This window comes from Dyella monticola (genome assembly GCF_003363155.1).
In the GTDB taxonomy this organism is placed as follows: domain Bacteria; phylum Pseudomonadota; class Gammaproteobacteria; order Xanthomonadales; family Rhodanobacteraceae; genus Dyella_B; species Dyella_B monticola.
The window spans coordinates 723499-747072 of sequence record NZ_QRBE01000001.1 but is presented as its reverse complement, the minus strand read 5'-3'; the positions used below and the strand labels follow the sequence as shown (position 1 = coordinate 747072).

The 23574-nt window shown below is 60.8% G+C and carries 25 protein-coding genes; 9 read left to right on the top strand and 16 right to left on the bottom strand.

Annotation, left to right across the window (positions count from 1 at the left end; translation table 11 throughout):
- The first annotated feature begins 45 nt into the window (after window positions 1-45).
- Window positions 46-528 (top strand): YajQ family cyclic di-GMP-binding protein, encoded by a 483-nt coding sequence (locus DWU98_RS03265; RefSeq protein WP_115493994.1) that lies wholly within the window; start codon window positions 46-48, stop codon window positions 526-528.
- A 132-nt stretch (window positions 529-660) separates the two neighbouring features.
- Here DWU98_RS03265 and DWU98_RS03260 read toward each other — a convergent pair whose 3' ends face one another.
- From DWU98_RS03260 to DWU98_RS03250, 3 genes are all read right to left on the bottom strand, one after another.
- Window positions 661-1392 carry a DUF1345 domain-containing protein gene (locus DWU98_RS03260; protein WP_230474639.1) on the bottom strand — a complete coding sequence of 244 codons (732 nt, stop codon included), beginning with the start codon at window positions 1390-1392 and terminating at the stop codon, window positions 661-663.
- Window positions 1389-1664 (bottom strand): GNAT family N-acetyltransferase, encoded by a 276-nt coding sequence (locus DWU98_RS03255; protein WP_115493993.1) that lies wholly within the window; start codon window positions 1662-1664, stop codon window positions 1389-1391. The genes DWU98_RS03260 and DWU98_RS03255 overlap by 4 nt, the downstream gene beginning before the upstream one ends.
- A 69-nt stretch (window positions 1665-1733) precedes the next feature.
- Window positions 1734-2810 (bottom strand): 3-deoxy-7-phosphoheptulonate synthase, encoded by a 1077-nt coding sequence (locus tag DWU98_RS03250; protein WP_115493992.1) that lies wholly within the window; start codon window positions 2808-2810, stop codon window positions 1734-1736.
- A gap of 288 nt (window positions 2811-3098) precedes the next feature.
- Here DWU98_RS03250 and DWU98_RS03240 point away from each other — a divergent pair, with 288 nt between their 5' ends.
- Together DWU98_RS03240 and DWU98_RS22395 are read left to right on the top strand one after the other, a co-directional pair.
- On the top strand, window positions 3099-3527 hold the full coding sequence (locus tag DWU98_RS03240) for an FKBP-type peptidyl-prolyl cis-trans isomerase (RefSeq protein ID WP_115493990.1): 429 nt from the start codon (window positions 3099-3101) through the stop codon (window positions 3525-3527).
- Between the two features lie 126 nt (window positions 3528-3653).
- Window positions 3654-4358, top strand: a complete 705-nt coding sequence (locus DWU98_RS22395) for an SH3 domain-containing protein (RefSeq protein ID WP_115493989.1) — start codon at window positions 3654-3656, stop codon at window positions 4356-4358.
- 38 nt (window positions 4359-4396) lie between these two features.
- Here the strand turns inward: DWU98_RS22395 and DWU98_RS03230 are convergent, their stop codons facing one another.
- The 6 genes from DWU98_RS03230 to DWU98_RS03205 form a co-directional block, all read right to left on the bottom strand.
- Window positions 4397-5956 (bottom strand): protein adenylyltransferase SelO, encoded by a 1560-nt coding sequence (locus tag DWU98_RS03230; RefSeq protein WP_115494187.1) that lies wholly within the window; start codon window positions 5954-5956, stop codon window positions 4397-4399.
- A 385-nt stretch (window positions 5957-6341) separates the two neighbouring features.
- Window positions 6342-7052, bottom strand: a complete 711-nt coding sequence (locus DWU98_RS03225) for a pseudouridine synthase (RefSeq protein ID WP_115493988.1) — start codon at window positions 7050-7052, stop codon at window positions 6342-6344.
- Complete coding sequence (locus DWU98_RS03220) at window positions 7049-8128, bottom strand: class I SAM-dependent methyltransferase (RefSeq protein ID WP_196239456.1); 1080 nt, start codon at window positions 8126-8128, stop codon at window positions 7049-7051. Before DWU98_RS03220 ends, DWU98_RS03225 begins: the two co-directional genes overlap by 4 nt.
- A 183-nt stretch (window positions 8129-8311) precedes the next feature.
- Window positions 8312-10309, bottom strand: a complete 1998-nt coding sequence (locus DWU98_RS03215) for an OPT family oligopeptide transporter (RefSeq protein WP_115493987.1) — start codon at window positions 10307-10309, stop codon at window positions 8312-8314.
- A gap of 140 nt (window positions 10310-10449) precedes the next feature.
- On the bottom strand, window positions 10450-10974 hold the full coding sequence (locus tag DWU98_RS03210) for a hypothetical protein (protein WP_115493986.1): 525 nt from the start codon (window positions 10972-10974) through the stop codon (window positions 10450-10452).
- Window positions 10975-11083: 109 nt separating this feature from the next.
- Window positions 11084-11290: an oxidoreductase-like domain-containing protein gene (locus tag DWU98_RS03205; RefSeq protein ID WP_115493985.1), complete on the bottom strand. Its 207-nt coding sequence runs from the start codon at window positions 11288-11290 to the stop codon at window positions 11084-11086.
- 138 nt (window positions 11291-11428) lie between these two features.
- Between DWU98_RS03205 and DWU98_RS03200 the strand changes: the two genes are divergently transcribed.
- On the top strand, window positions 11429-12553 hold the full coding sequence (locus tag DWU98_RS03200) for a glycoside hydrolase family 18 protein (RefSeq protein WP_115493984.1): 1125 nt from the start codon (window positions 11429-11431) through the stop codon (window positions 12551-12553).
- A gap of 54 nt (window positions 12554-12607) precedes the next feature.
- Here DWU98_RS03200 and DWU98_RS03195 read toward each other — a convergent pair whose 3' ends face one another.
- A complete protein-coding gene (locus DWU98_RS03195) occupies window positions 12608-13393 on the bottom strand; it encodes a class I SAM-dependent methyltransferase (RefSeq protein WP_115493983.1) in 786 nt (261 codons plus the stop codon).
- A gap of 78 nt (window positions 13394-13471) precedes the next feature.
- A complete protein-coding gene (thpR, locus tag DWU98_RS03190; RefSeq protein WP_115493982.1) occupies window positions 13472-14086 on the bottom strand; it encodes an RNA 2',3'-cyclic phosphodiesterase in 615 nt (204 codons plus the stop codon).
- Between the two features lie 79 nt (window positions 14087-14165).
- Between thpR and DWU98_RS03185 the strand changes: the two genes are divergently transcribed.
- Window positions 14166-14966 (top strand): glucose 1-dehydrogenase, encoded by an 801-nt coding sequence (locus DWU98_RS03185; RefSeq protein WP_115494185.1) that lies wholly within the window; start codon window positions 14166-14168, stop codon window positions 14964-14966.
- A 3-nt stretch (window positions 14967-14969) separates the two neighbouring features.
- Here the strand turns inward: DWU98_RS03185 and DWU98_RS03180 are convergent, their stop codons facing one another.
- Window positions 14970-15470 (bottom strand): DinB family protein, encoded by a 501-nt coding sequence (locus DWU98_RS03180; protein ID WP_115493981.1) that lies wholly within the window; start codon window positions 15468-15470, stop codon window positions 14970-14972.
- A gap of 260 nt (window positions 15471-15730) precedes the next feature.
- On the opposite strand from DWU98_RS03180, the gene DWU98_RS03175 reads away from it, so the two are divergent.
- A complete protein-coding gene (locus DWU98_RS03175; RefSeq protein ID WP_230474637.1) occupies window positions 15731-16843 on the top strand; it encodes a YXWGXW repeat-containing protein in 1113 nt (370 codons plus the stop codon).
- A gap of 70 nt (window positions 16844-16913) precedes the next feature.
- On the opposite strand, the gene DWU98_RS03170 is transcribed toward DWU98_RS03175, so the two are convergent.
- From DWU98_RS03170 to DWU98_RS03160, 3 genes are all read right to left on the bottom strand, one after another.
- Window positions 16914-17756 carry a DUF3014 domain-containing protein gene (locus DWU98_RS03170; RefSeq protein ID WP_230474636.1) on the bottom strand — a complete coding sequence of 281 codons (843 nt, stop codon included), beginning with the start codon at window positions 17754-17756 and terminating at the stop codon, window positions 16914-16916.
- Window positions 17757-17904: 148 nt separating this feature from the next.
- A complete protein-coding gene (locus DWU98_RS03165) occupies window positions 17905-18876 on the bottom strand; it encodes a sulfotransferase family protein (protein ID WP_115493980.1) in 972 nt (323 codons plus the stop codon).
- Between the two features lie 406 nt (window positions 18877-19282).
- Entirely contained in the window at window positions 19283-20842 is a 1560-nt protein-coding gene (locus tag DWU98_RS03160; protein ID WP_115493979.1) for a carbohydrate-binding protein, read from the bottom strand.
- Window positions 20843-20892: 50 nt separating this feature from the next.
- On the opposite strand from DWU98_RS03160, the gene DWU98_RS21865 reads away from it, so the two are divergent.
- Entirely contained in the window at window positions 20893-21045 is a 153-nt protein-coding gene (locus DWU98_RS21865; protein ID WP_158544935.1) for a hypothetical protein, read from the top strand.
- Between the two features lie 43 nt (window positions 21046-21088).
- Here DWU98_RS21865 and DWU98_RS03150 read toward each other — a convergent pair whose 3' ends face one another.
- Window positions 21089-22465, bottom strand: a complete 1377-nt coding sequence (locus DWU98_RS03150; protein WP_115493977.1) for a carbohydrate-binding protein — start codon at window positions 22463-22465, stop codon at window positions 21089-21091.
- Window positions 22466-22786: 321 nt separating this feature from the next.
- Between DWU98_RS03150 and DWU98_RS21860 the strand changes: the two genes are divergently transcribed.
- Window positions 22787-23095 carry a hypothetical protein gene (locus DWU98_RS21860; protein ID WP_158544934.1) on the top strand — a complete coding sequence of 103 codons (309 nt, stop codon included), beginning with the start codon at window positions 22787-22789 and terminating at the stop codon, window positions 23093-23095.
- On the top strand, window positions 23052-23549 hold the full coding sequence (locus tag DWU98_RS03145; RefSeq protein ID WP_115493976.1) for a VOC family protein: 498 nt from the start codon (window positions 23052-23054) through the stop codon (window positions 23547-23549). Before DWU98_RS21860 ends, DWU98_RS03145 begins: the two co-directional genes overlap by 44 nt.
- Window positions 23550-23574: the final 25 nt, after the last annotated feature.

Sequence of the window (23574 nt, the reverse complement as noted above, 5' to 3'; positions counted from 1 at the left end):
CCTGCATGCCTTAAACTTGCCATCTGCCCTACTACGGACCCAGCCATGCCTTCCTTTGACGTGATTTCCGAAGTCGACAAGCACGAACTGACTAACGGGGTGGACCAGGCCAATCGGGAGCTTTCCAATCGCTTCGATTTCAAAGGCACCGACGCCAAGTTCGAACTGGACAAGCTCGTGATCACCCAAAGCGCGCCAAGCGAATTCCAACTGCAGCAGATGCTAGACATCCTGCGTGGCCGTCTCGCCGCACGCAAGATCGATCTTCGCGCGCTGGACGTGGCGGATCCGGAGGTGAGTCTGGGCGCTGCACGGCAGAAGATCACCGTGAAACAAGGCATCGAGCAACCCATCGCCAAGAAGCTGATCGCCACGCTGAAGGAAGCCAAGCTCAAGGTGGAAGCGCAAATCAACGGTGACAAACTGCGCGTGACCGGCAAGAAGCGTGATGACTTGCAACTGGCAATGGCGGTGTTGCGTAAGGCGGACGTCGAGCTGCCGTTGCAGTTCGATAATTTCCGGGATTGATGGCGGAAGGTTTGTTTGCGCCGAGGGCTCGGCCTGCCTCATCGTCATTCCGGCGCAGGTGTTCAGGCCGGAATGACGGCAATGCATTTATGGAGCATTCCCGAAGAAAGTGCACTTCGCGGCACCAACCTCCTAGGCAAGCCCTGCGGCAATGTTCACGCTAATGGCGATAATGAAGACGTTGAAGAAAAACGCCACCACGCTGTGTAACAACGCCGTGCGCCGCAGCACATGGCTGGTGATCTGCACGTCGGACACTTGAAAGCACATACCGATGACGAAGGCGAAATACACGAAATCCCAATAATCGGGTTGCTTTGTGCCGGGAAATTGCAAACCTTCATGCTGCGCACCGAAATCGCCGTAGTAGCCGTGCGCGTAATGCAATGCATACATCGTGTTCATGAATAGCCACGACAGCACGATGCTCAGCGCCGCCATGCCCATCGCTGAAGCGCCGCCGCTTTTGGCAGCGTGCATTTCCGTGGACAACGCCACAAGCACCACCACCGATAACATCACCGCGATCGACAATGTGGTGCGGCGCCCGGTGTCTTGCATACACGCATGACGCGCCATGTGCTTCGCGGTGGCACGGCCAAACATGCGCACAAGCATGCACAGATAAAGCAGCACGCCAGTATCGAAACCGAGCAACAGTGCGGAAGCAAGCTTTACCCCGGCAACGGCAAGCAGTACCGCGATCAGGATGAAGACCATGCCCGACACGATCAGCCACGGGCGGGCGCGCACGAAACGTACGGGTGCCCAACGTCGCCGCGACGAATGCACCGCCGACCGGTTGCCATACGATGCATCCATGCCCTTGTCGTCCTCATCGCGAGGCTGCTCTGGCGTACTCATGCGCGAAGATCGGCAAATTCCGGATGGCGTTCCATCCAAGCGCGCGCGTAGCTGCACGCCGGTATCACCTTCCATCCTTCGCGGCGCGCTGTTTCCAGCGCCGTACGCACTAGCTCGCTCGCAATACCGCGACCGCCCACTTCGTCAGGTACGCCCGTATGCGTCATGGTCATCACGCCCGCGTGCAGGCTGTAGTCGAGTTCGCAAAGAAACCCATCGACCGTGGTCTCGAAGCGATGCGCGGCGGCGAGGTGCCGGATGTCCAGAGCCATGAAGTTATTCCGCGTGAAGTGACTCCCTAAGCATAGAACGCCACTGACTCATGGTGGAGAGGCGAGGCCTCATGCCGCCGCCTGCTCCGCTGCACGCTCGCGCCGTACGCGTACGGCTTTGGCTAGGCGTTCCAGCACTTCGACGCTGGTGTCCCAGTCGATGCAGCCGTCGGTGATGCTTTGCCCGTAGACCAGCGCCTGCCCCGGTACGAGGTCCTGACGGCCCGCAACCAGATGGCTTTCCACCATCACGCCATGAATGCGCGTCTGGCCAGCCTCCAACTGTGCGGCAATATCGGCGACTACGCGTGGCTGGTTCTGCGGCTGTTTGGCGCTGTTGGCGTGGCTGGCGTCGATCATCAGACGCTCGGCCAGCTCGGCCTTGGCCAGTGCAGCGCAGGCACCCGCAACGCTGGCGGCGTCGTAGTTGGGCAATTTGCCACCGCGCAGAATCACATGACAGTCCTCATTGCCAAGCGTGGTCGCGATGGCCGTGCGCCCGTGTTTGGTCACGGCCATGAAGTGATGCGTTCGCGCCGCGGCGAGCACGGCATCGACGGCGATTTTCACGTTGCCGTCGGTGCCGTTTTTGAACCCCACCGGGCAGGACAGCCCAGAGGCGAGTTCGCGATGGGATTGGCTTTCGGTAGTGCGCGCTCCAATGGCGCCCCAGGCCACCAGATCGGCAATGTATTGCGGAGTGATCAGATCGAGGAATTCGCATCCGGCCGGCAGTCCCAGCGCATTGATGTCGCACAACAGACGGCGCGCCAGATGCAGGCCTTTGTCGATGTGGTAGCTCTCATCCAGATCGGGATCGTTGATGAGCCCCTTCCAACCCACCGTGGTGCGTGGTTTTTCAAAATACACGCGCATCACTATCTCCAGCGTGTCGGCATGTCGCTCGCGTTCGGCGACAAGCCGCCTGGCATAGTCCATGGCGGCGGAGGGATCGTGGATGGAGCAAGGCCCGATCACCACGGCGAGGCGGTCGTCCTCACCTTGCAGGATGCGATGCAAGGCCTGGCGCGAGGCGGCCACGGTGGCAATGGCCTGTTCAGTGGGTTGGCACGCCTGCATCACCTCGGCGGGCGTGGGTACTTCCTTGATCTGGCGGATGCGAAGATCGTCTGTTCGGCTGGTCATTTCAGGCACTCCTTGGATTCGATATCCCGACGGCCCAAGAAAAAAGCCGCCAGGGTGGCTGGCGGCTTTTTGAGAAAGTGGGTGATCGTTTTGCTAGTTAAGATCGCGCACCATGCTCCGCCGCCGGCATCGGATAGCCATAAAACCAAAAGTAATAGCGGCTGGAGGTGAGGATCATGGGGCAAGTGATACCACATCGCAGCCATGGTGCAAACTGAGAGAATGGACTATGGCCGTCCATCGCGACGCCCTACTGTCCCGCCCTTCATTCATTTTCGGAGCTTTCCCATGCCACGCCCGTTTGCCCTGTTTGCCTCTGTCCTGCTTATTGTAGGCGCCACCATGGCCGCACCGGCCCGGGCTGCCGACGTGCCCAGCATGGTGATCAAGGACGTGGTGGTGGGCACCGGCGACACGGCGCGCGATGACTCGCAGGTGCGCATCCAGTACACCGGCTGGCTCTACGACGCCAAGGCGCCGGATCACCACGGTGCCAAGTTCGACAGTTCCTACGACAGCGGCCAGCCGCTCGTCTTTACCGTAGGCGCCCAAGAAGTCATACCCGGCATGGACAGCGGCGTAAAAGGCATGAAGGTGGGCGGCAAGCGCACGCTCATCATTCCCTCGAACCTGGGCTACGGCCGGCACGGCGCCAGCCCGGACATTCCCCCCAACACGGCCCTGGTGTTCGACATCGAACTGCTCAAGGTGCAGTAAGGCAACAGGGGTCACGTGTCGCCATCGTTGGGCCTTTCACGCAACCATGCGCCTGGCTGCGTTAAGAGGCATAGTCAGGAAGCATTGACGTCGTATGTCCGCCCACCCGCGTTGGAGGATCGACCGATGAAACGAATAATGTGGTCACTGGTGACCCTTCTGCTGATGATCATTCCCGCCGCAGCTTTCGCGGTGGACGGCTACACCGTAGCGACCGTCAACATGTTTGCCGGCCCCGACCCGCAATATCCGCAACTACTCACCCTGGACCCGGGCACGCCCGTGGATGTGCAAGGGTGCACCGCAGGATGGGAATGGTGCGATGTGATTGCCGCGGGCAATCGCGGCTGGGTGGCCGGTCCGTATATCGAGTACATGTATGACAACCAGCCGGTCATCGTGACTGACTACGGCCCCCGCATCGGCATCCCGATCGTCACCTTTGCGATCGGCACCTACTGGGGTCGCTACTACGGCAACCGTCCGTTCTATCGCGATCGTGCGCGGTGGGTTGCACGGCCACTGCCCGTTCGGCCATTCCCCGGTCCACGGCCGCCCGTCCGGCCTTACCCACCGGGTGGTCAACGACCGCAGCCAGGGCCTGGGCCTCGCCCGATGCCTCCGGGTGGCAACCGGCCGCAGCCACCGGGGTACCGGCCACCGCCCAGCGAGGGAAATCGTCCGCCACCCCCTGCTGGAAACCGGCCGCAGCCACCTGCCGGCAATCGCCCGCAGCCACACGGCAATGAACAGCGCCCCGCGCCGAAGAAGCCCGCGCCGCGACCCCATCCTGAGCAAGGCAATAATCCGCCCAATAACGGCGGTGGCTGAACGCTTACCTCATCGCCGAGGTGCACGCCTCGGCGATGTCAGGAACTGCAGGAAAGCATGGAACAACCGGCGCGATATCTCGCCCACTCCGGTCTCTTCTGCATGAAATGTTCGCGTCCCGGCTGCTCGTCGTACGGATGCCGCAACACATCGAGCAAGGTGTGGATGGCTTCGTAGTCACCCTCGGTGGCGCGGTCGATCGCTTCCTGAGCCAGGTAATTGCGCAGCACGTAAAGGGGATTGGCAGCGTTCATCGCCTGCGTGCGCTGTTCAGACGACCACGGGTCTTGCCGCAGACGCGCTGCGTAATCGTCCAGCCAGCGCTGGAAATCCGCGTGCGCGGTTTCACGTTTGGCATCGTCGTAAAACGCGTGCAGCAGCGGCTCCATGGTCGGCGCGTGCGGATCCACGCGGCTCAACGCGCGGAAGAACAAGGTCATGTCCACCTCGGCCTGCTGCAGCAGTTGCTGCAAGGCTTCCATCCGCGGCGGGTCGTCGTCACGGCACTCGGACAGGCCAAGCTTGGCGGCTATATCAAGGCGCGTCTGCGCGGTGTACTGCGCTACATAACGGTCCAGTCCCGCTTGCAACGGTGCAATATCATCGAACAGCGGCGCAATGGCGGCGGCGAGCCGGCTGAGGTTCCACCAAGCAACGTTCGGCTGCTGGCCGAATCGATAGCGTCGGCGCGCGGCGTCGGTGGTGTTCGGTGTCCAGTCGAGATCGAAATTGTCGATCCAGCCGTATGGGCCGTAGTCGATGGTGAGACCGAGGATCGACATGTTGTCGGTATTCATCACGCCGTGCACGAAACCCACCCGCATCCAGTGGGCGATCATCGTTGCGGTACGTGCGCAAATGTCGGCAAACCAATCACCGTACCGGTGTTCGTCGCTGCCACCCCATGAAGAAAAATCGCGACGCAGCGTGAAGTCGACCAACTGGCTCAGCAAGGGCGTCTCACCGCGCGAGGCCGGCAGTTCGAAATGTCCGAAACGCATAAACGACGGTGACACACGGCAGACGATCGCGCCGGGCTCATCGTGTGGATGTCCGTCATAAAACATGTCGCGCTCGACCATCTCGCCCGTCACGACAAGGCTTAGTGCGCGTGTCGTGGGCACGCCCAGGTGATGCATGGCTTCGCTGCAAAGAAATTCGCGAATCGACGAGCGCAATACAGCGCGACCATCCGCTGTGCGCGAATACGGCGTAGCGCCTGCGCCCTTCAGCTGCAATTCCAGGCGCTCACCTTGTTCGGTGAGCGTTTCACCCAACGAAATGGCGCGCCCGTCGCCGAGTTGTCCGGCCCATACACCAAACTGATGTCCGCCGTAATTGGACGCCCACGGCTGCATGCCCTCCACCACGCCGTTTCCACCAAAGACCTGCGCAAAGATCGGGCTGCAAATGTCAGCTTCGCTTAAGCCAAGTTTCTGCGCCATCTCAAGCGACCAGGCAACCGTGCGCGGCGCTGCTACCGGCGTTGGATCCACGCGCGAATACATCGCGCCCTGCACGAGCCGCGCACCACGGCCGTGATCCGGATCGCCCGGTAATTCTCGGATGAACGCGTTATCGAAATGAAGTGAACTCAGAGGCATACCGAACACTATTTGGACACTGTTGAGTTGGCGCAAGGCAGCAAATTTGTGACAAGGTATACATGCTTCACGGCACCTATACATTCACGGTTAAAGCTTGGTACAGTTTGTCCGCGACTACGCAGGGGTAGTCGGTGGAGTAAAAAAACATGCACATGCTTCTCGCTCGTTCCGCCTTGGTGCGCGGAATGCAGTTGGTAGCAGGGATGCTCGCAATCACCCATACGCAGGATGCCGAAGTAGTCAAAGACTCTCTCTCAGAGTTGAAACTGGTTTCCTGGACGTCAAGCGCGCGCTCCCGCCGTGAAGACGAACTGGCACGATCCCACCAGGTACACGCCGAGCCCTGAGCATTTCCGATTCACACAACACCGGCGGCTCATCCCACGGCCGGCGTGAAGATGCGCGCGATCTCATCCGCATCAAGCATGCGCCACTGCCCCATCGGCAGATCATCCAATTGCAAACCTCCCATAGCGGCACGATGCAACGCATCGACACGATTGCTGGTGGCGGCGAACATTCTGCGCACTTGATGGTAGCGGCCTTCCGTGATGGACAGGCGCACGCTGCGTGGTGCAAGCACCTCCAACGTGGCCGGCAGCAGCGGCGTGGTTTCCGATTCCAGCATCAGCGTACCGCTGGCGAAGAGCGCCTGTTCGTCACCGCGCAGATCCTGCGCCAGCGTTGCTTCGTAGATCTTGGCGATGTTCGCGCGTGGCGAGATGATCCGATGCAGCAGCGCGCCATCGTCGGTCAGAAGCAACAGGCCGGATGTATCGCGATCCAACCGGCCGACGGTCGACAGCGCAGGATCACGCGAGCGATAGCGCGGCGGCAGCAAGTCGTAGACAACGCGCCCCTGATCCTTGCGCGAGCACGTCACACCCAGCGGCTTGTTCATCATCAGCACAATGCCAGTAGGCGGATCGAGCGGTTCGCCATCGATGCGTATCTGTGAGTGATCGACCTTGTCATCGGCGTATAGCACTTCGCCATCGGGGTCGGTGACGCGCCCTTCGCGAAACATCCATGCGACCTCTTTGCGGCTGCCGTAGCCAAGATTCGCAATCAACCTGACCAGCCTCATCCGCGTACACCTTTTGCTTCGATCACTTTGAAACCGTCCTGTGCAACCACTGTGCGTACGTGCTCGAAACGTTCGGCAAGCGTCGCTTCATAAGGCAGATGGCGATTGGCCACCAACCACAAGCAGCCTTGCGGCCTGAGCGCACCGGCCGCCTGTGCGATGAAAGCACGGCCAAGGTCGGGGAGATCTGCCCTGCCCTGGTGGAACGGCGGATTGCTGATAACCGCATCGTAGCGTCGCGCCACGCCGGTCGTGATGTCGTGCCAGTAAAACCCAGTCGCCACTTCGCGCGCATGCGTGCGTGCGGCCTGCTGCAGGTTGAGTCGTGCCGGTTCCAACGCGCGCGCTTCCGCTTCATACAGGTCGAGCGCGGTTACCTGCGGGCAGCGGGCGATGATTTGCGCCGCAAGATAACCATAACCCGCGCCGAAATCAGCGACTTCACCGTGCAGGTCGACGGGCAGATGCGCGGCGAGCAACGCGGACGCTGTATCAATGCGATCCCATGCGAACAGACCAGGCCGGCTCATATAGCCGGCGCCATTCATTTGCGGGCGATCGAGCGCCAGCCACGACTCGAACAAGCCCTGGTCGCGTGTCGATGCCTGCGAGACACCCCAGAATACGCGGCATTTGTGCTTGGAACGATGACTGACGGATCCGAGCAGCGCTGTCAGATCGTCCTGGGCGGATTTCGCGCCTTCCGCGTTGGGTACACACGCCATCACGACGCCGCCGTCCTCGGCATGTCGCGCGGCCCTGGCGAACCACGCGCGGGCTTCATCGCGCTGGCGCGGCGGCAGTAGTAGCACCCGTTTGAAGCGCGCGTGGGGATCGACGTCATCGGTCTTAAAACCGCTGCGTGATAACGCGTCGGCGAACGGTTTGAAACTCTGCTCGCATAGCCAGCCCGGTTGCGCGACTTCGCGCAGGCGAAACCCATCACGCGCACGCAAGAACAGCACGCTGCCATCGACAGGCAGGCGCAGCGCGTCGTCCGCTAAAGGCAGGAAGAGCGCATCCAATACCGCTTCGGGCGTAGATGTTTGGAAGCCGGCGGGAGGCAAACGGGGCATCCGTTAAAAAGGGGTGCTCATTTTACGCACGATCGGCCGCCCTACTGAGGGTGCGGAAACACCTGAGCCGTCGCCCCGGCGAAAGCGGGGCCTGGTGCCTTGGAGTCGCCGAGTCCCTTTCGCCGGAACGACGGGCCAAGGCAGCCCGCTGCACATCAAGCGCAGTGATCGGCCTCGCAAGGATCAGCTATTGCGGCCCATCCGCGCGATCCAGCGATACATCGCATAAGTCACCAGCACGAACGCAATGCTGCCGATCCACACCGAAGGCTGTTCGAAACTGTCACCCACCACTGCCAGCGGCGACGCCTTGCCGGAGAACACCACGATGGCCGCCACCACCACACCGATGATGCTCTCGCCCACGATCAAGCCCGAGGCGAGCAGCACGCCCAACTGCTTGATGGCCTCGGCTTTGGGCTGGCGCTCGGCGCGCTTGTCGAAATACCAGCCCACGATGGCGCCGGCCACGATCATCAACGTGGTCGACGTCGGCAGATAGATGCCCAAGCCAACGGCCAGCGGCGGCAGGCGCACGGACTTGGTCGTGGCCGCCAGGATCCCGTCCAGGATGATGATGCCAACGCCAACCGCCGCACCGATACCGATCAGGCTCCAGTCGATGTTGTGCTGGATGACACCTTGCGCCAGCGCGGAAATCAAACCGGCCTGCGGTGCCGGCAGCGCGTGCGCGGGGTTCACGCCCGGCGCGCCGAGAAAACCATAGGCCTTGTTGAGCAGACCGAGCACCGGCGGAATCACGATCGCGCCCGCGATCACACCGATCACTAGCGCAGCCTGCTGGCGCCACGGCGTGGCATCGACCAGCTGACCGGTTTTCAGGTCTTGCAGATTGTTGTTGGCGATGGCCGCCACGGCGAACACTATCGAGGTGATGAACAGCGCAAAGGCCACCAGCGCCTTGCCCGAATCGGCGGGCAGTTCGGACTTGACGCCAGCGACCAACAACAATGCGGCGATGATCACCACAAGGATGCCGATGCCCGATAGCGGACTGTTGGACGAACCGATCAGGCCCGCCATGTAACCGCATACCGTCGACACCAGGAAGCTGAGAATGAGCACAAAAATCACGCCACCCACCACCAGCAGCGTGGTATGCGAAGCCAGGCCGCTGACCACGCTGAAATGTCCCAGCAGGTAGGCGATCGGCAGCATGCAGATCAGCACGATCAGGCCGACGATGCCGATCGGCATGTCCTGCTCGGTGCGCGGCAGCGTGCTGCCCTTCCCGGCCTTGCGCACGCGCGAGGCCGCCATGGCGGAGGACAAGCCGCTCACCACCGGTTTCACCAGTTTGGCCAGCGTCCAGATCGCCGCCACGCCGATCGCACCTGCGCCGACAAAGCGCACGTAATGGCTCCACGCCGCTTGCGCCACGTCCGAGGGATCGCCCGCCGCCGGATGCAGCAGGGTGAAGTGCGGCACCGCCCAGCCCCAGCCGATGATCGCGCCGAACAGCATCGCGAGGCCCACCCACAAGCCGACCAGGTGCCCCACGGCGAACAGTGCAAAAGAGAGCGAGAAATCGTAGCCGCTCGCGGCGCCGCGATCGCCGATGCGGAAATACTGCGCCAGATCGCTGGCGAACAATTTGGTCTGCACGACAATGTAGAACAGCGCCGACACCACCGAGCCCACGAGCACCGCCTTGAGACCGGCGCTACCACCTTCCACGGCCGCCGAGTCGGACGCCTCCACCACTTCGCCCGAGCCCACTTTGAGCACTTCGGCGCAGGCCACGCCCTCCGGATAGGGTAAGTCCGAGTCGGTCACCAGCGCGCGGCGCAGCGGGATGGTGTACATCACGCCGAGAATGCCGCCGGCAGCGCAGATACCGAATGACACCCAGAACGGAAACCCGGTCCACCATCCCACGATGATCAGGCCCGGCAGCACGAAGATGATGGACGAGAGCGTACCGGCCGCCGAGGCGACCGTCTGTACGATGTTGTTCTCCTGGATCGTCGCGTTCTTCATCGCGCGCAGAATGGCCATGGAGATCACCGCCGCCGGAATCGATGTAGCGAAGGTCAGGCCGGCTTTGAGGCCGAAGAACACGTTGGCGGCCGTGAACAACAGCGTGATCACAATGCCTATGATCAGGCCGCGCAGGGTGAGTTCGGCGCGTGGCGCGTCGGGTCCAGGTACTGCATTCACGGGTGTGTCTCCCCAAACTGTCAAGCTAACAAGATAGCGTGGATCGCCGAAGGGGTATTGCCGCGCTGCAGTGTGCTACATCGAAGGTGCCGTGCTACGCCCCGTGTGAGCGAGACGGCAGATCCGCGTTTTGGCTCGATCTAACGGGAGGCGATGGTGCCGATATCGCCTCGCAGCTGACTGGCAATATCGCTGGAGCTGTCGGCCACGAGTTTTGACAGGGCCTGCGCATAGGCCTGGTCTTCCGTACTGCTTGCCACCGCGGTGGAAACCTGTGTCTTGTAATCATGGTTGGCGTCATAGCCGTGCGCCCAGATCGCACAGTGCAGCCCCAGATCCATCGCCACCGTGCTGGGCGATTTGTCCTGATCGACACGCAGGCTGATGGTCGGCGCGCCGCACGTTACCACCAGGTCCGGCACATAACTCGGTTGCAGCAATGAGCCAAGCTGCGACTGCACGGCAGCCGACAAATCCGGCGACGGTTGCAGCGTGAGCTTGTGATCCAGGCCGCGCACTTCGAGCTTGTCCGCACCGGTGGCCACGGTGAGCCACGGTGCCGTACCGGGTTTGACCAGATCGCCGAGCGACGCCGACTCATGCACGTTCTGCCCGCCGCACGCACAAAGCAGCGCCGTGGCGCCGATCACCAGAAAGCGTTTCATGACTTCATTCCCCTTGTTCCGACCGCCGAATTTAATGCAGCGCAGCAACTCCTTTCAACACCCATTGGCCCAAGTTGCGACATCGTTCCACCCAGCGACGCCCCGGCGTCTAGCCATGCGAGGCCGGATCCACGCCGGGATGGCGCTCGCGCCAGGCGGCCAGCGCATCGCGATAGTGCTGCCGCGCTTCCTCGTACAGATCGAAAATGCACGGGTCGCAACCGTTGCCGCAGCAATCGCCCGGATCAGGCTCCACCGGTGGGCGCGGCGGCGGATCGTCAGCTAAAACGTTATTGTGGGCGGATGCTTCGTTCATGCGCAGAAAAGGATCGGATACCCGCTACATGATATCCGGTCATATCGACATCAAGGTCGCCGTCCATCGTGCCGTATAGCACTGCGAGGCGCTTGAATCTTTTGCAAAGATCGCCGGGTCTACCAAGGGAGTGCAGTAATGCTTCGTCGTTTAAAGGTTTGTTCTGGCCGCGTGCTGGCCGCTTCAGTAATGCTGCTTGCGCTAAGCGATGCCAGTGCGGCTGCGGCATCGCCGTATCGCATCGTCGGCTATGCCACCGGATGGGTTCCCTCACAGACCAAGGATGTGGACAAGATCGACACGTTGATCTTCGCGTTCGCCCAGCTCAAGAACGGCAGCGTCGTGCTCGACGACAAAGGTGCGCAGCGCTTACAGACGCTGCTCGCGCTCAAAAAGATCAACCCAAAACTGAAAGTGGATGTTTCGGTGGGCGGCTGGACCGTGGGCGGTTTTTCCGAAGCCGCCAGCACGGCAACCGGGCGCCAGCAATTTGCCGATAGCGCGGCAAAACTCCTTTCCACGCAGCATGCCGATGGCCTGGATGTCGATTGGGAATATCCCGGGCATCATGAATCGGGCATTCACTCCAGCCCGCAGGATAAAACCAACTTCACGCTGCTGCTCAAAGCGATTCGCAGCAGCCTCGACCATGCCGGTGCAAAGGATGGCAAACATTACACGTTGAGCGCGGCGCTTGCCGATGGTCCGTTTGTCAGCGGCGTCGATATTGCGGCCGTCAGCCCGTTGCTGGATTGGTTCAACATGATGACGTACGACTTCGTCAACAGCGCGACGCCCACGACAGGTCACCACACCGGCTTGCATGCGTCCGCGCTGATAACCGGCGATGGCCGCACCACCGACCGCGCCGTGCAGCAATTTCTCGCCGCGGGCGTTCCACCGGATAAGCTGGTCATCGGCGCCGCCCTTTACGGGCGCGAGTTCGCCGATGTCAAACCTGATCACAAGGGTCTTTATCAGACCTACGGCCACTACCAAGGTGGACACAACTGGCCGGAGCTGAAACAGGATTACATCAACAAGCAAGGCTACGTGCGTTATTGGGACGATGCCGCGCAGGCGCCCTGGCTATGGAACGCGCAAACGCATCGCTTCATCACCTATGACGATCCGCAATCGATCGCCGCGAAAGACGCCTACATCAAGGCAAATCATCTGGGCGGCATCATGTATTGGGAGCAGACGTCCGATCCCACCGATGAATTGCTGGACGCCATGTGGCAAGGACTGCGCACCAAGTAAAACGCCGACGCCCTTCTCCCGTGCAGGGTGAAGGGCGTCGCATGTCGATCGAACTCAACCGGGCTTGCGGAACCGGTACATGAACTGATCCGTGTGGCCACGGATGGATTTATCGAACACCTTGTTGGTGTGCGGGTCATTCCGATTGCGCAGCACGTTGCTTTCGCCGTCGAAAACGAAACCCGCTGATTCCACCTGCTGTTTCACGATGGCCGGGTCGATGCGATGCAGCGTATCGGTATCGGCCATGCCCGACCCGGCCGGCGCCACGTGGTCGATCACCACGAACAGACCACCCGGCTTCAACGCCGCAAAGACTTGTTTGTCGAACGCAACCGGATCGACCTTGCCCATGAACTTGTCCGGATAATCGTGATAGTTCTGCGAGGTGAAGACGAGATCCACCGATTCGGGCACGCTCAATTGCGCTGCCGGCTGCTTAAGCACGCTGACATTCGCGTAATGCGGACTGGCGACCATCTTTTCGAAGGGTGCCACTTCATCACCATCCACCTTGACGTACTCGTCGGGCCATAGCGCGTAGACGTGTCCGCTCGAACCGACGATGTCGCTAAATACCTGCGTGAAGTAGCCGCTGCCTGGAATCAATTCCAGTACTTTCTGACCGGGCTTCACTTGGCTGAAAATCATGATGTCGGTGATTTTGCGGCGCGCGTCGTTAGTGGCGTTCTGGCCGCGCGCCGGATCCTTGACTGCGGCACTTACATACGAGGGCACGGTTTTTAAAGCGTGCATGTGATTGGGCTGCGATGTCTGCGCAACCAGGGTCGTCCCTGGAAGTGCCAATGCCGCAAGCAGAACGATGGATGTCGAACGCATGACGAACTCCTGGCTTGGGGAAACGGCTGGATTGTGCGCTTCTTGCCAGGGCACGCCTAGCTGACTTCCGGCCCATGCTTACGATTCGCCAGACAGCTTCCAGTTGCCCAATACCTGATAATTCCCCTTGCCCACTACGTTATGGATGAGCACAAACCGGTCGACCGGCCAGACGATCGGCGGTGCCACCGCAATGGCCTCAGCCAGCTCACACCGAGCATAGGCCAGCGTGACATGCGGCGTGAACTGGCGCTCTCTGCGCAGATGCAGGCCCGACTGCGTGAGCGATTCTTGCAGCGTGCGCCACAGCAATATCAGTGCCTCGGCCACCTGGGCACTACGCAGGACGCACGGCGGTTCGCGGCCGCGAAAGCTGGCGACGTAATCCAGCGTCCACGCAAACGGCGCCGCGCTGACATAGCCCGCGGCTGCCATCGCGTTTTCGACCAGCTCGTCAGGTACGGCCGGGTAATCACCGAGGAAAATCAACGTTGCGTGAAACCGTTCGGGTCTGACCCAGCGCGCACGCAACCCCGATTGTTGCTGTTGTACGTGTGTCGCGGCATGCTCCATCGCGCGGCGCGTATCCGTATCGGGCATCAGCGCGAAAAAAAGACGATGCGTTTCGGCAGGTGCCAAGAGCCGATGGCCGCAACGTTCGGCCTGAGCTGAAGTCGGGCGACTTGAGTTCATGCTGCAAGCGTACTGCAATCATCACGTCGGTATGCACTAGGCTTTGCCTTTCCTCTCGTTACAGCCGGACATGCCTGTCATGCCTAAGACTCCCGCCATCACCGCGTACGATCATCAACCCTTGCGCAAGCGCGTCGTGCTGATCACGGGCGGCGCCCAAGGTGTCGGCCGTGGCATTGCGCAAGCCGTGCTTGGTGCGGGTGGTTCGGTGATGATCGGCGATCTGGATGTGCAAGCGGGACATGCCTGCCTTGAGGAGTGGAAGGTCGGCGAGCGCGCTGCGTTTGGCCAGCTTGATGTCTCGCGCGAACCGAGCGTGCGTCGCTGGATCAAGGCAGCGCTCGATCAGTTCGGCGCCATCCATGGATTGGTCAACAATGCCGGCATCGCCGATCCCAACCGAGGTCCGCTGGAGGAACTCTCGCTGGAAAGCTGGAATCGCTATATCGGCACCAACCTCACGGGCGCCTTTCTGTGCAGCAAACACGCCATGCCGTCGCTGAAGGCATCGGGCGGCGCGGTCATCCATATCGCGTCTACCCGCGCCTTGCAGTCCGAGCCGGATACTGAGGCCTATGCGGCGAGCAAAGGTGGTCTCGTCGCGCTGACACACGCCATGGCCGTAAGCGCGGGTCCAGTCGTGCGCGTGAACGCCATCCTGCCCGGATGGATCAGCACAGATGCGTGGAAGAAACCGCAGGAACGTCACCAGCCCAAACTGAGTCGCAAAGACCATGCGCAACATCCCGCTGGACGCGTGGGCACACCCGACGATATCGGCTCGCTTGCGGTTTATCTGCTGAGCGATGCGTCCGGCTTCGTGACAGGCCAGCGTTTTGTCGTCGACGGCGGCATGACCATCAAGATGCAATACGCATAGGGTTCAACCGATCTCGCGCAGAAATACGGGCAGATCGGTCGTCGGCGGTGGCACCGACAAGCCGTACATCATCATTGCCACGTGCCCGCGATGATAGGTTGCATGATTGACCACGTGCAGCACGATGTCCCCGCGTCGCATCTCTCCAGCGCCGCCACCGATAAAGGTGAAGCGGATCGTTTCTTCGCAGCGCTCCTCGTTCAATGTTTCGGTGTAGTGGATGTACCACTCGTCGATCTCCGTTTGCGCTGTGTGCAACACGTCGAACGCAGGGCAGCCCTCCGGATTGCGCGAAGTGAACCCATGCGGCACACCTTGCAGATGAGCCTTCCATACCAGGTCCATGCAATAGGCATGATTGAGCGTGCGCAATAGATTGCCGAACACGATCGGCTGTGTGACCGCCAATGACGATGCCGGCAGGGGAGCCAATGACCGATAAAGCAACCGATCCGCCCATGCGCGGTAGCGCGTGAGCATTTGCAGATGGCGTAGCTGAGACATAGGGGGTCCTGTTGGGGGCAAGCCTGGAAAAACTTGACGGCAGTCACATGGAGTCGTGCATGAAGCAAATACTACCTTTCTCATTCACCTGCGATTTGGAAAGCCGAAAGACTTTGCCGCACAACGCGTTGCAGGCGGTATGCGGCAAGGCGCGCAGGTTGGCTGCTGAACCGTCGCAAACTTATGACGCGTCGTGAAGGCAACGTTACCCACTTTCCTGCGTTTTCTCTTGTACGGTGCAGGCCCCAGGAGGAAACACCATGAAAGCCATCAGCATGACCCACACACAAGATGTCTCCGGACGCACATGGCTGGTGCGTGCGCTGGCCGGCCTGCTTGGCGCAGCGGCCGTCCTGGCCGCCTTTCCGCAAAAAGCGGACGCAGGCGTATTCATTGGCGTCGGTGTTTCGGTCGGCGTTCCCCCGCCGCCGCTGCCGATCTACGCGCAGCCACCTATTCCCGGCGCGGGTTACATCTGGACGCCCGGCTACTGGGCGTGGGATGGCTATGAGTATTACTGGGTGCCGGGCACATGGGTCATGGCACCGTTCTATGGTGCACTGTGGACGCCCGGCTACTGGGGTTGGGATGGCGCAGTGTTCTTGTTCCATCGCGGTTACTGGGGCTACCACGTAGGCTTTTACGGCGGCGTCAACTATGGCTTCGGTTACACCGGTGTGGGCTATGCCGGCGGATACTGGGGCCACGGTGGCTTTTACTACAACCATGCTGTCAACCGCTTCGGTAATGTGCACATCGCCAACGTCTACAACCGGACGGTGATCAATAACGTCACGCGGGTGAGCTACAACGGTGGCCGGGGCGGCATGACGGCACGTGCAACCGCGCAGGACATGGCCTATGCACACCAGGCGCGCATGGGACCGATTGCAGCGCAACAGCAGCAAGCCGCGCTGGCCAGTCACAACCCCGCCATGCGCATGTCGGTCAATCATGGTGCTCCGACGATTGCCGCAACCGCGCGCCCTGGTGCGTTCACGGGCGCGGGCGTGGTGTCGGCACACGGGGCTGTTGCGGGTCGCTTCACAACGGCCGCTGCAAGCGTGCACAGTGCGAGCGTCGTGCACGCACCTGCCTCGATGCAGCACAGCAACACGGCGCTGCGCTCGGCAGGCTTTGCACCGCATACCGGTGCAGGTACGTATCATCCTGGTAGTGTCAACGGCGCCATGCATCCCACGAACGCCTATAGGCCTCCTTCAAATGCCTATCGTTCAAATGCCTATCGTGCGGCACCGGCGTATCGGGCGGCGCAACCGCAATCCCATGCTTATCACCCTGCCTCGGCGCCACGTTCGGGTGGTGCGCCACACGGTGGTGGCGGCGGCCACGAGCCGTCGCACCACGGATGATCGGCATGGATTGATAATAAAAAGGCCCGCCAGGAACGGCGGGCCTTTTTTTGCGCATCCGAATCGAGGGTCAATGCGCGACCTGACCACCCGCCAGCAATTGGCGAATCATGCGCAGTTTCGCCTTGAACTGCTGCTCATTGGCAGGCCCAAGACGCACCATCAGCTTTTGACCGTTTGACAGCGATTGGAGCTGCGGATCGACGAACACGTAATGCGGGCCGGACTTTGTCACCGCAACCGGGTCGTGGATATCGGGCGCAGCAAGCATGTCGTCGATCGCCACGATCAGGCGGTCATTGAAATAGCCGCGTGGATAGCCAAGTTCGCGATACGCCTGCTGGAACAATGGATAGTTGTGCTTGTACCAGGCAACCAGCGCATGCGGATCGACCACCGTAAGCACGGTCATGTAAGCACGATAACGCTCGGTATTGTCGGCGGCGATCGTCGTGATGCCATTGGCTTGTGCCGTCCGCATCGCGCCACGGGGCGTGCGCAGCGGAAGAATGTTGGTACTACCGAAACCCTGGCGTGGAAGCGCATCGATTGTCGCTACCGCACGCGAGATGATTTGATTCGTCACCAGCACGGAGTTGAGGTCGCTGCCGTCGGTCATGCCGGCCAGTGCGTCCCGTACGCCTGCATCGCTGTCGACCAGCGCGGGTAGCGCAGCGGTGGAAGCCGGCGCGGGCCCGGAGGATGCCTGGGTAATGGGATGCTGGATCGTCGAGGCGGCGCTGGCCGGTGCGCTGGCAGGCGCCGCCGGCGCGACCACAGTGGTCGACTGCGCAGCCGGATGCATGCCCCGCTGCACCAGATAGACACCTGCCGCCACCACGCCGATTACAACAATGATGGCGATGGCCCAGCCCACGACGGAGCTCTGATTGTTGCGGACTCTTCGATTCACGATACTGCCTGTTTCACGATGGATGAGTACCCATTGTGACAGGCACGCGCGTCATTTGTTCGATTCGCGACCGATTCCGTCAAGCCGGGCCAGGAGGCATTGCAACGTCATGCATTGCCGCCGGTACGCGTGCGCCTTCGATGACAGCTCAGGCGACGCGGATATGCCCCTCGACCGAAACCTCCACGAGCGCATCCGCTTCAATGGTCTCCACGCGCCGCTTGGCTGGCGCAGCGGCGGGGTAGCCGAAATTATCGTCGCGATCGAACGACAGACTGCCGGCGGCATAGAGATCCTCATAGGAGCTGAGTTTTTCCCGCAGCCAATCGCGCAACTGTGGACCAAACAGGCCCTCCGCCTTGCTCACTGACTGGTGCGGCAAACCAGTAAGCGCCGCCTGTTTCCAGGGCTCCGCTTCGACATCGGCAATGAACTGATGACAAGCCTGATCGAGCTCGGCTTCGACAGGCAGCTCCAGGAATTGACACAAACGCAGCCATTCTTCCGCCGGTTGGCGTACGAGGTCTTCCAGAAAAACGAAATGATGGTTGCGCATGCCGATGCGCGAACGATGGATTTCCATCGCACGGTTCCAGCGTCGCGACCACAGCAACAATCCGCCATTGAACGAATTATTGTTGTAGCGCAAATGCGCATCCATGATGGAGGCGAGCACATCCATGCCCGGACGGATCACATGGATAAAACGCGCATTGGGCGAATAGCGCTCGATCTCAGGCAGATAAAGCAGATGATGCGGCGTCTTCTCGACCCACATCGAACGCTGCGCGCGCTTGGCGAGGTTGTCGAGCATGCCGATGAAACGCGTAACGCAGGTATCCAGAAACCATGGTGCACGTGTCGATACTTCACCGAGCAGCGAACGCTGCAATTCAAGAAACTGCTTGCGGCCGTAACGGCGAGTCAAACCAAGACGACGAGCCAGATTGCGGCGACGCGGTTGAGCACCTTCGTCGCCAAAACGATGATCGAGCCCGCCAAGCAGACGCGGAAAAAAACCGGTTTCGGGAAGCGTGAAAATCTGAGGATGCCGGGCCAGCATGGCCTGCACGATGGTGGTACCCGAACGCGGGCACCCTACGACAAACGTTCGTTGCATGAGCAGCTAGCGCCCCCTGCTTTTCTTGACTACTTGGAGTTCCAAAACACGCCTGGCGCCGCTCCATAGCACTACGCCAACCTGACGTGTCAGGCTGGCGACAGTTGACACAAATTACACAGACGTGGGCATTGTGTCCATAAAAAGTTTTTGAGTTGCAAAGTGTTAACTCCGCCCAAGCCTGTGGTGCGCGGCCATTGGCTGGCTTTTCCTTGTTCAGCCTCCCAGCGACATGGATGGTAAGGGGCGCCAAGACAGGCGGCTGTGCGCGTGCCGGGTCAGGCCACAACCCAGCCCGCTGTAGAAAAGCCACCGGCACCTTATGCCGGTGGCCGCCTGCCACATCCCGTTGCGGGCCGGGCATGCCTCCCGACCCGCGACGGCCTACTCCCCTGTTCCCGGGTTGCTACTTGCCGATGTCTTTCAAGATTTCATTGGTGTAACCAAGCACACCCACGCTCGGGTACGAATTACACGTGGGCGACGAACTGCCCGCCGCGCAGGGCGTGTCGCGATCCAGCGACCAGAAGTGCACGCCCGCCAGTCCGTTTGCGGTGGCGTAGTTGGTGATGGTGTCGATATCGGCCAGCGTGGTGATTTCACCTTGCGTATCGTTCTGGCCGATCATCGGCGTCAGCTCGATGTGGCTGGCCGGGACGCCGTAGTACTGCTTCAGGTTCGCCACCGCTTGCACGGCGGACTGGCCCATTTCGCACGCACCGTTCACCACCACGCAGTTCGAACTGCCGGCACTGCCGTAGTCCATCACCATCAGGTTGATGGTGTAGTTCTTGATCGCCGGGCTCGACGCCTGGATCGCCTGTACCACCCACTGGCCCAGCTCGTTGATCGTGCCCGTGCCGCTGCTGGTACCACCCAGCGAGGCGACAGTAAAGGAGAAGCGCATATTCGGATATTCGGATTGCGCAGCGGCAACATCCGCTACGAGCTGCTGTACCTCCGCCTGTGTCTGGCCTCCTTCGATGTCGAAGTCCACGCCCACCATCTGTGCCGTGTAGTACTTGGCGATGAAGCTCTCGAACGCCGATGCCGATCCGCATGTGAACACACCATCGGCACCACCTGTAGAGATGATGTAATTCAGGCCCGCACTGGCCAGCGAATTGGCAGCGCCTGGTGTGATGTTGGCGGAAATGAATTCCGACGGCGTCACACCTGCCCAGCTTTCGCTACCGCACTCGCCGGTGGCGAACGCAATGGAAACCGCCGGCAATTGCGGTACCTGGGTTTCATACAAACCACCGCTACCTACGACAGGAATCAACGTACCGGTTACCTCCGTCGACATGGCGTAGGTATTCCAGTTCATGTTGATGCTCATGTCCTTGTAAGGACTGAAGACGAAGCCGCTGGGCGTGGGGGTGGGCGTTGGTGTCGGGGTGGGGGTGGGTGTTGGTGTCGGGGTGGGTGTCGGCGTTGGAGTGGGCGTGGGTGTCGGCGAGCCGCCGCTGCAGGCACCCTCCGAAGTCCACGGCGCACCGCTGCCCGCAGCACCGTTGTCGGTCGCTGGGTTATTGCCTTGAGTCCAGAAATTCGCCTCGTAGTTGACGCCGCTCTCGCTTACCAGCGCACCGCCGTTGTAAGCAGTCGATGCGTTCCAGGCCGGATCGCACCCAGTGGGCGTAGGTGTGGGAGTTGGCGTCGGCGAGCCGCCGCACGAACCTTGTGACGTCCATGGTTCGCCGCTGCCCGCACCGCCATTGCTGCTGGCGGGGTTATTGCCTTGCGTCCAGTAGTTTGCGATGTAGTTGACGCCGCTCTCGCTGACTTCATTGCCAGCGACGTAAACATTCGTCGACACCCATGCTGCCGCACAGGTGGACTGCGCGTGCACGGTCTGCACAGGCGCGACCGTGAGCACAGTGGTGGAAAGCGCCGCGCACACTGCAGTGCTCAGCGAACTCAATGTCAGGGTGGACCACTTCGTCGATCTCTTCACGTGCATGGGACTGTCTCCACAGTTTGGATGAAACCGCAACAGGTGAGGAATACGGCGTGACCATGGCTGCATTCCAGCAAGCCACGTGGGGTTGGACGCCGTCACGCATCCGTGCACCGATACTGCGTGTAGTGGTTTTTGCGAGACCTGCCACGCGACGCATCCGCCAATTGCACGCCGCGCTGTTGCGCCGTGGCGATCCGGCATAGGCCGGACCGCCACGGATTCCCCTGCATTCCTTGCTTGCTCGTGTTATTTGCCGAGGTCTTTCAAGATTTCATTGGTGTAGCCAAGCGCTCCCACGCTTGGATAGGAATTGCACGTGGACGACGCCGAACCCGCCGCGCACGGCGTATCGCGATCGAGCGACCAGAAATGCACGCCCGCCAGTCCGTTTGCGGTGGCGTAGTTGGTGATGGTGTCGATATCGGCCAGTGTGGTGATTTCACCCTGCGTATCGTTCTGGCCGATCATCGGCGTCAGTTCGATGTGGCCGGCAGAAACGCCGTAGGTGTGCTCCAGGTTCGTTACGGCCTGAATCGCCGACTGACCCATTTCGCACGCACCGCTCACTACCACACAGTTGGCGGCCACCGCATTGCCGTAGTCCATCACCATCAGATTGACGGTGTAATTCTTCAGCGCCGGGCTCGATGCCGCAATCGCCTGCATCACCCACTGCCCCAACTGATTGACGCCGCCGTAGCTGCCGTCCGATGCCGCCAGCGTGGCCAGGGTGAAGGAGAAGCGCAGGTTCGGATACTGCGATTGCGCCGCCGCGACATCGGCGACGAGTTGCTGGATTTCCGCCTGCGTCTGACCACCTTCGATGTCGAAGTCCACACCGATCATGTGAGAGGTGTAGTAATTGGCGATGAAGCTTTCGAACGCAGACGCCGATCCGCAGGTAAACACGCCATCCGCGCCGCCGGTGGATACGATGTAATTGAGGCCTGCGCTGTTGAGCGCATCGATGCTGCCGGAAATGAATCCCGATGCCGACACACCGCCCCAGTTTTCGCTACCGCAGGTACCCGTGGCGAAGGCCAGCGAAATGGCGGGCAGATTAGGTTCGGCGGTGGAATAGAAACTGCCGCTGCCCACGAGCGGAAGCACCGTTCCGGTAACCGCCGTCTGCATGCTGTTGGTGTTCCAGTTGAGATTGATCGTGATGTCCTTGTAAGGACTGAACACGAATCCGCTCGGTGCAGGCGTTGGCGTGGGTGTCGGGGTAGGCGTGGGTGTTGGAGTGGGTGTTGGAGTGGGTGTCGGCGTAGGAGTGGGTGTCGGCGTAGGAGTGGGTGTCGGCGTAGGAGTGGGCGTCGGTGTGGGGCTCGACGTGCACCCGCCCTGCGATGTCCATGGCTGTCCACTGCCCGGCCCGCCATTGTTAGTGGCCGGATCGTTGCCCTGAGTCCACCAATTGGCTTCGTAGTTGGTGCCGTTTTCGCTGGCCGTGTCACCCGCGGTATAGATCGCGCTTGCACTCCACGCTGGCGCACATGTGCTTTCTGCGTGCACGACTTGCACCGGTGCAACGGTAAGCAACGCCGTAGATAGCGCTGCACCAACCGCGGTGCTCAACGCGCTTGCCGTAAGGGCGGACCACTTCTTCGACTTCTTCTGCATGACTATCTCCAGGAGGATGAAAACGCAACGGTTAAAAAACAACGTTGGCGATTTCACGGCCGCATTCCGGACAGCCGAGGGGGAGATTCGCCAGCCGCTTCCTAGCGGCGCACCACTTGTCATGAAGCTGCAAAGTGGCGCGAGTATCGACGTGCTATGACAACGTTGTCCAGTCCGTTTGGCCGATTTGCCCACGCTGGAACGTGATTCAGATCGCAAAGGAAAAAATGTCATGTGCGAGCGACTTATGCATTCACATCGCATGCACATGCTTTAGCTCCAAACCACTGAATACGCAGGTTTTTACCGTTGCAACGCAGCATGCATAAAGTGCTGGCAGGCAATCCCTGGACAGTGCCACTCGATCCCCTGATGCGACGCACGCGGCGTATGCAGTGCGATATGCAGCACATCACTTCGCTCGCTTTGCTGGGCATGCAAAACCAGACATGTGTGACAACGATGGCCAGCATTTGGCTTCCCAATTGCCGCCCTTTCCTGCGGCAAGGCATGGCACTGTCGATCCGTCAGCGCCGCATTCGTCGTAAAGGTAAAAAGCGCTTTCAACGTGATTGGAGAACCCACCATGAGCAGCCGGTTCCAACGCATTACGCCTTTCTTGTGGTTTAACGACGAAGCAGAAGAAGCAGCGCATTTCTACGTATCGCTGTTCGAGCATTCGCGCGTACTGTCCATTGCCCGCTATGACAAGAGCACTGCCAAAGCCGCCAACCGTCCCGAAGGCACTGCCATGACCGTTGCGTTTGAATTGGACGGCCAGCATTTCACCGCCCTCAACGGTGGACCGGTGTTCACGTTCAATCCATCCATATCGCTGGTGGTCAATTGCCACACTCAAGAGGAGGTGGACCACTTTTGGAACGCGCTCTCCCAAGACGGTGATCCTTCGGCGCAGCAATGCGGCTGGCTGAAAGATCGCTATGGCCTGTCATGGCAGATCGTGCCGGTGCAGTTGATGGAACTGCTAGGCAGCGGCGACCCGGCCAAGGCGCAACGCGTCATGCAGGCGGTGTTATCGATGAAGAAGCTAGACCTCACCGCGCTGGAGAGTGCAGCGGCTTAGGTATGTGCGGATCGGCAGCGAGGCA

Bases quoted from the DNA above. Each gene is read 5' to 3' on its own strand.
- DWU98_RS03265 (WP_115493994.1), top strand. From the start codon at position 46: ATGCCTTCCTTTGACGTGATTTCCGAAGTCGACAAGCACGAACTGACT.
- DWU98_RS03260 (WP_230474639.1), bottom strand. From the start codon at position 1,392: ATGAGTACGCCAGAGCAGCCTCGCGATGAGGACGACAAGGGCATGGAT.
- DWU98_RS03255 (WP_115493993.1), bottom strand. From the start codon at position 1,664: ATGGCTCTGGACATCCGGCACCTCGCCGCCGCGCATCGCTTCGAGACC.
- DWU98_RS03250 (WP_115493992.1), bottom strand. From the start codon at position 2,810: ATGACCAGCCGAACAGACGATCTTCGCATCCGCCAGATCAAGGAAGTA.
- DWU98_RS03240 (WP_115493990.1), top strand. From the start codon at position 3,099: ATGCCACGCCCGTTTGCCCTGTTTGCCTCTGTCCTGCTTATTGTAGGC.
- DWU98_RS22395 (WP_115493989.1), top strand. From the start codon at position 3,654: ATGAAACGAATAATGTGGTCACTGGTGACCCTTCTGCTGATGATCATT.
- DWU98_RS03225 (WP_115493988.1), bottom strand. From the start codon at position 7,052: ATGAGGCTGGTCAGGTTGATTGCGAATCTTGGCTACGGCAGCCGCAAA.
- DWU98_RS03220 (WP_196239456.1), bottom strand. From the start codon at position 8,128: ATGCCCCGTTTGCCTCCCGCCGGCTTCCAAACATCTACGCCCGAAGCG.
- DWU98_RS03210 (WP_115493986.1), bottom strand. From the start codon at position 10,974: ATGAAACGCTTTCTGGTGATCGGCGCCACGGCGCTGCTTTGTGCGTGC.
- DWU98_RS03205 (WP_115493985.1), bottom strand. From the start codon at position 11,290: ATGAACGAAGCATCCGCCCACAATAACGTTTTAGCTGACGATCCGCCG.
- DWU98_RS03200 (WP_115493984.1), top strand. From the start codon at position 11,429: ATGCTTCGTCGTTTAAAGGTTTGTTCTGGCCGCGTGCTGGCCGCTTCA.
- DWU98_RS03195 (WP_115493983.1), bottom strand. From the start codon at position 13,393: ATGCGTTCGACATCCATCGTTCTGCTTGCGGCATTGGCACTTCCAGGG.
- thpR (WP_115493982.1), bottom strand. From the start codon at position 14,086: ATGAACTCAAGTCGCCCGACTTCAGCTCAGGCCGAACGTTGCGGCCAT.
- DWU98_RS03185 (WP_115494185.1), top strand. From the start codon at position 14,166: ATGCCTAAGACTCCCGCCATCACCGCGTACGATCATCAACCCTTGCGC.
- DWU98_RS03180 (WP_115493981.1), bottom strand. From the start codon at position 15,470: ATGTCTCAGCTACGCCATCTGCAAATGCTCACGCGCTACCGCGCATGG.
- DWU98_RS03175 (WP_230474637.1), top strand. From the start codon at position 15,731: ATGAAAGCCATCAGCATGACCCACACACAAGATGTCTCCGGACGCACA.
- DWU98_RS03165 (WP_115493980.1), bottom strand. From the start codon at position 18,876: ATGCAACGAACGTTTGTCGTAGGGTGCCCGCGTTCGGGTACCACCATC.
- DWU98_RS03160 (WP_115493979.1), bottom strand. From the start codon at position 20,842: ATGCACGTGAAGAGATCGACGAAGTGGTCCACCCTGACATTGAGTTCG.
- DWU98_RS03150 (WP_115493977.1), bottom strand. From the start codon at position 22,465: ATGCAGAAGAAGTCGAAGAAGTGGTCCGCCCTTACGGCAAGCGCGTTG.
- DWU98_RS21860 (WP_158544934.1), top strand. From the start codon at position 22,787: ATGCATAAAGTGCTGGCAGGCAATCCCTGGACAGTGCCACTCGATCCC.
- DWU98_RS03145 (WP_115493976.1), top strand. From the start codon at position 23,052: ATGAGCAGCCGGTTCCAACGCATTACGCCTTTCTTGTGGTTTAACGAC.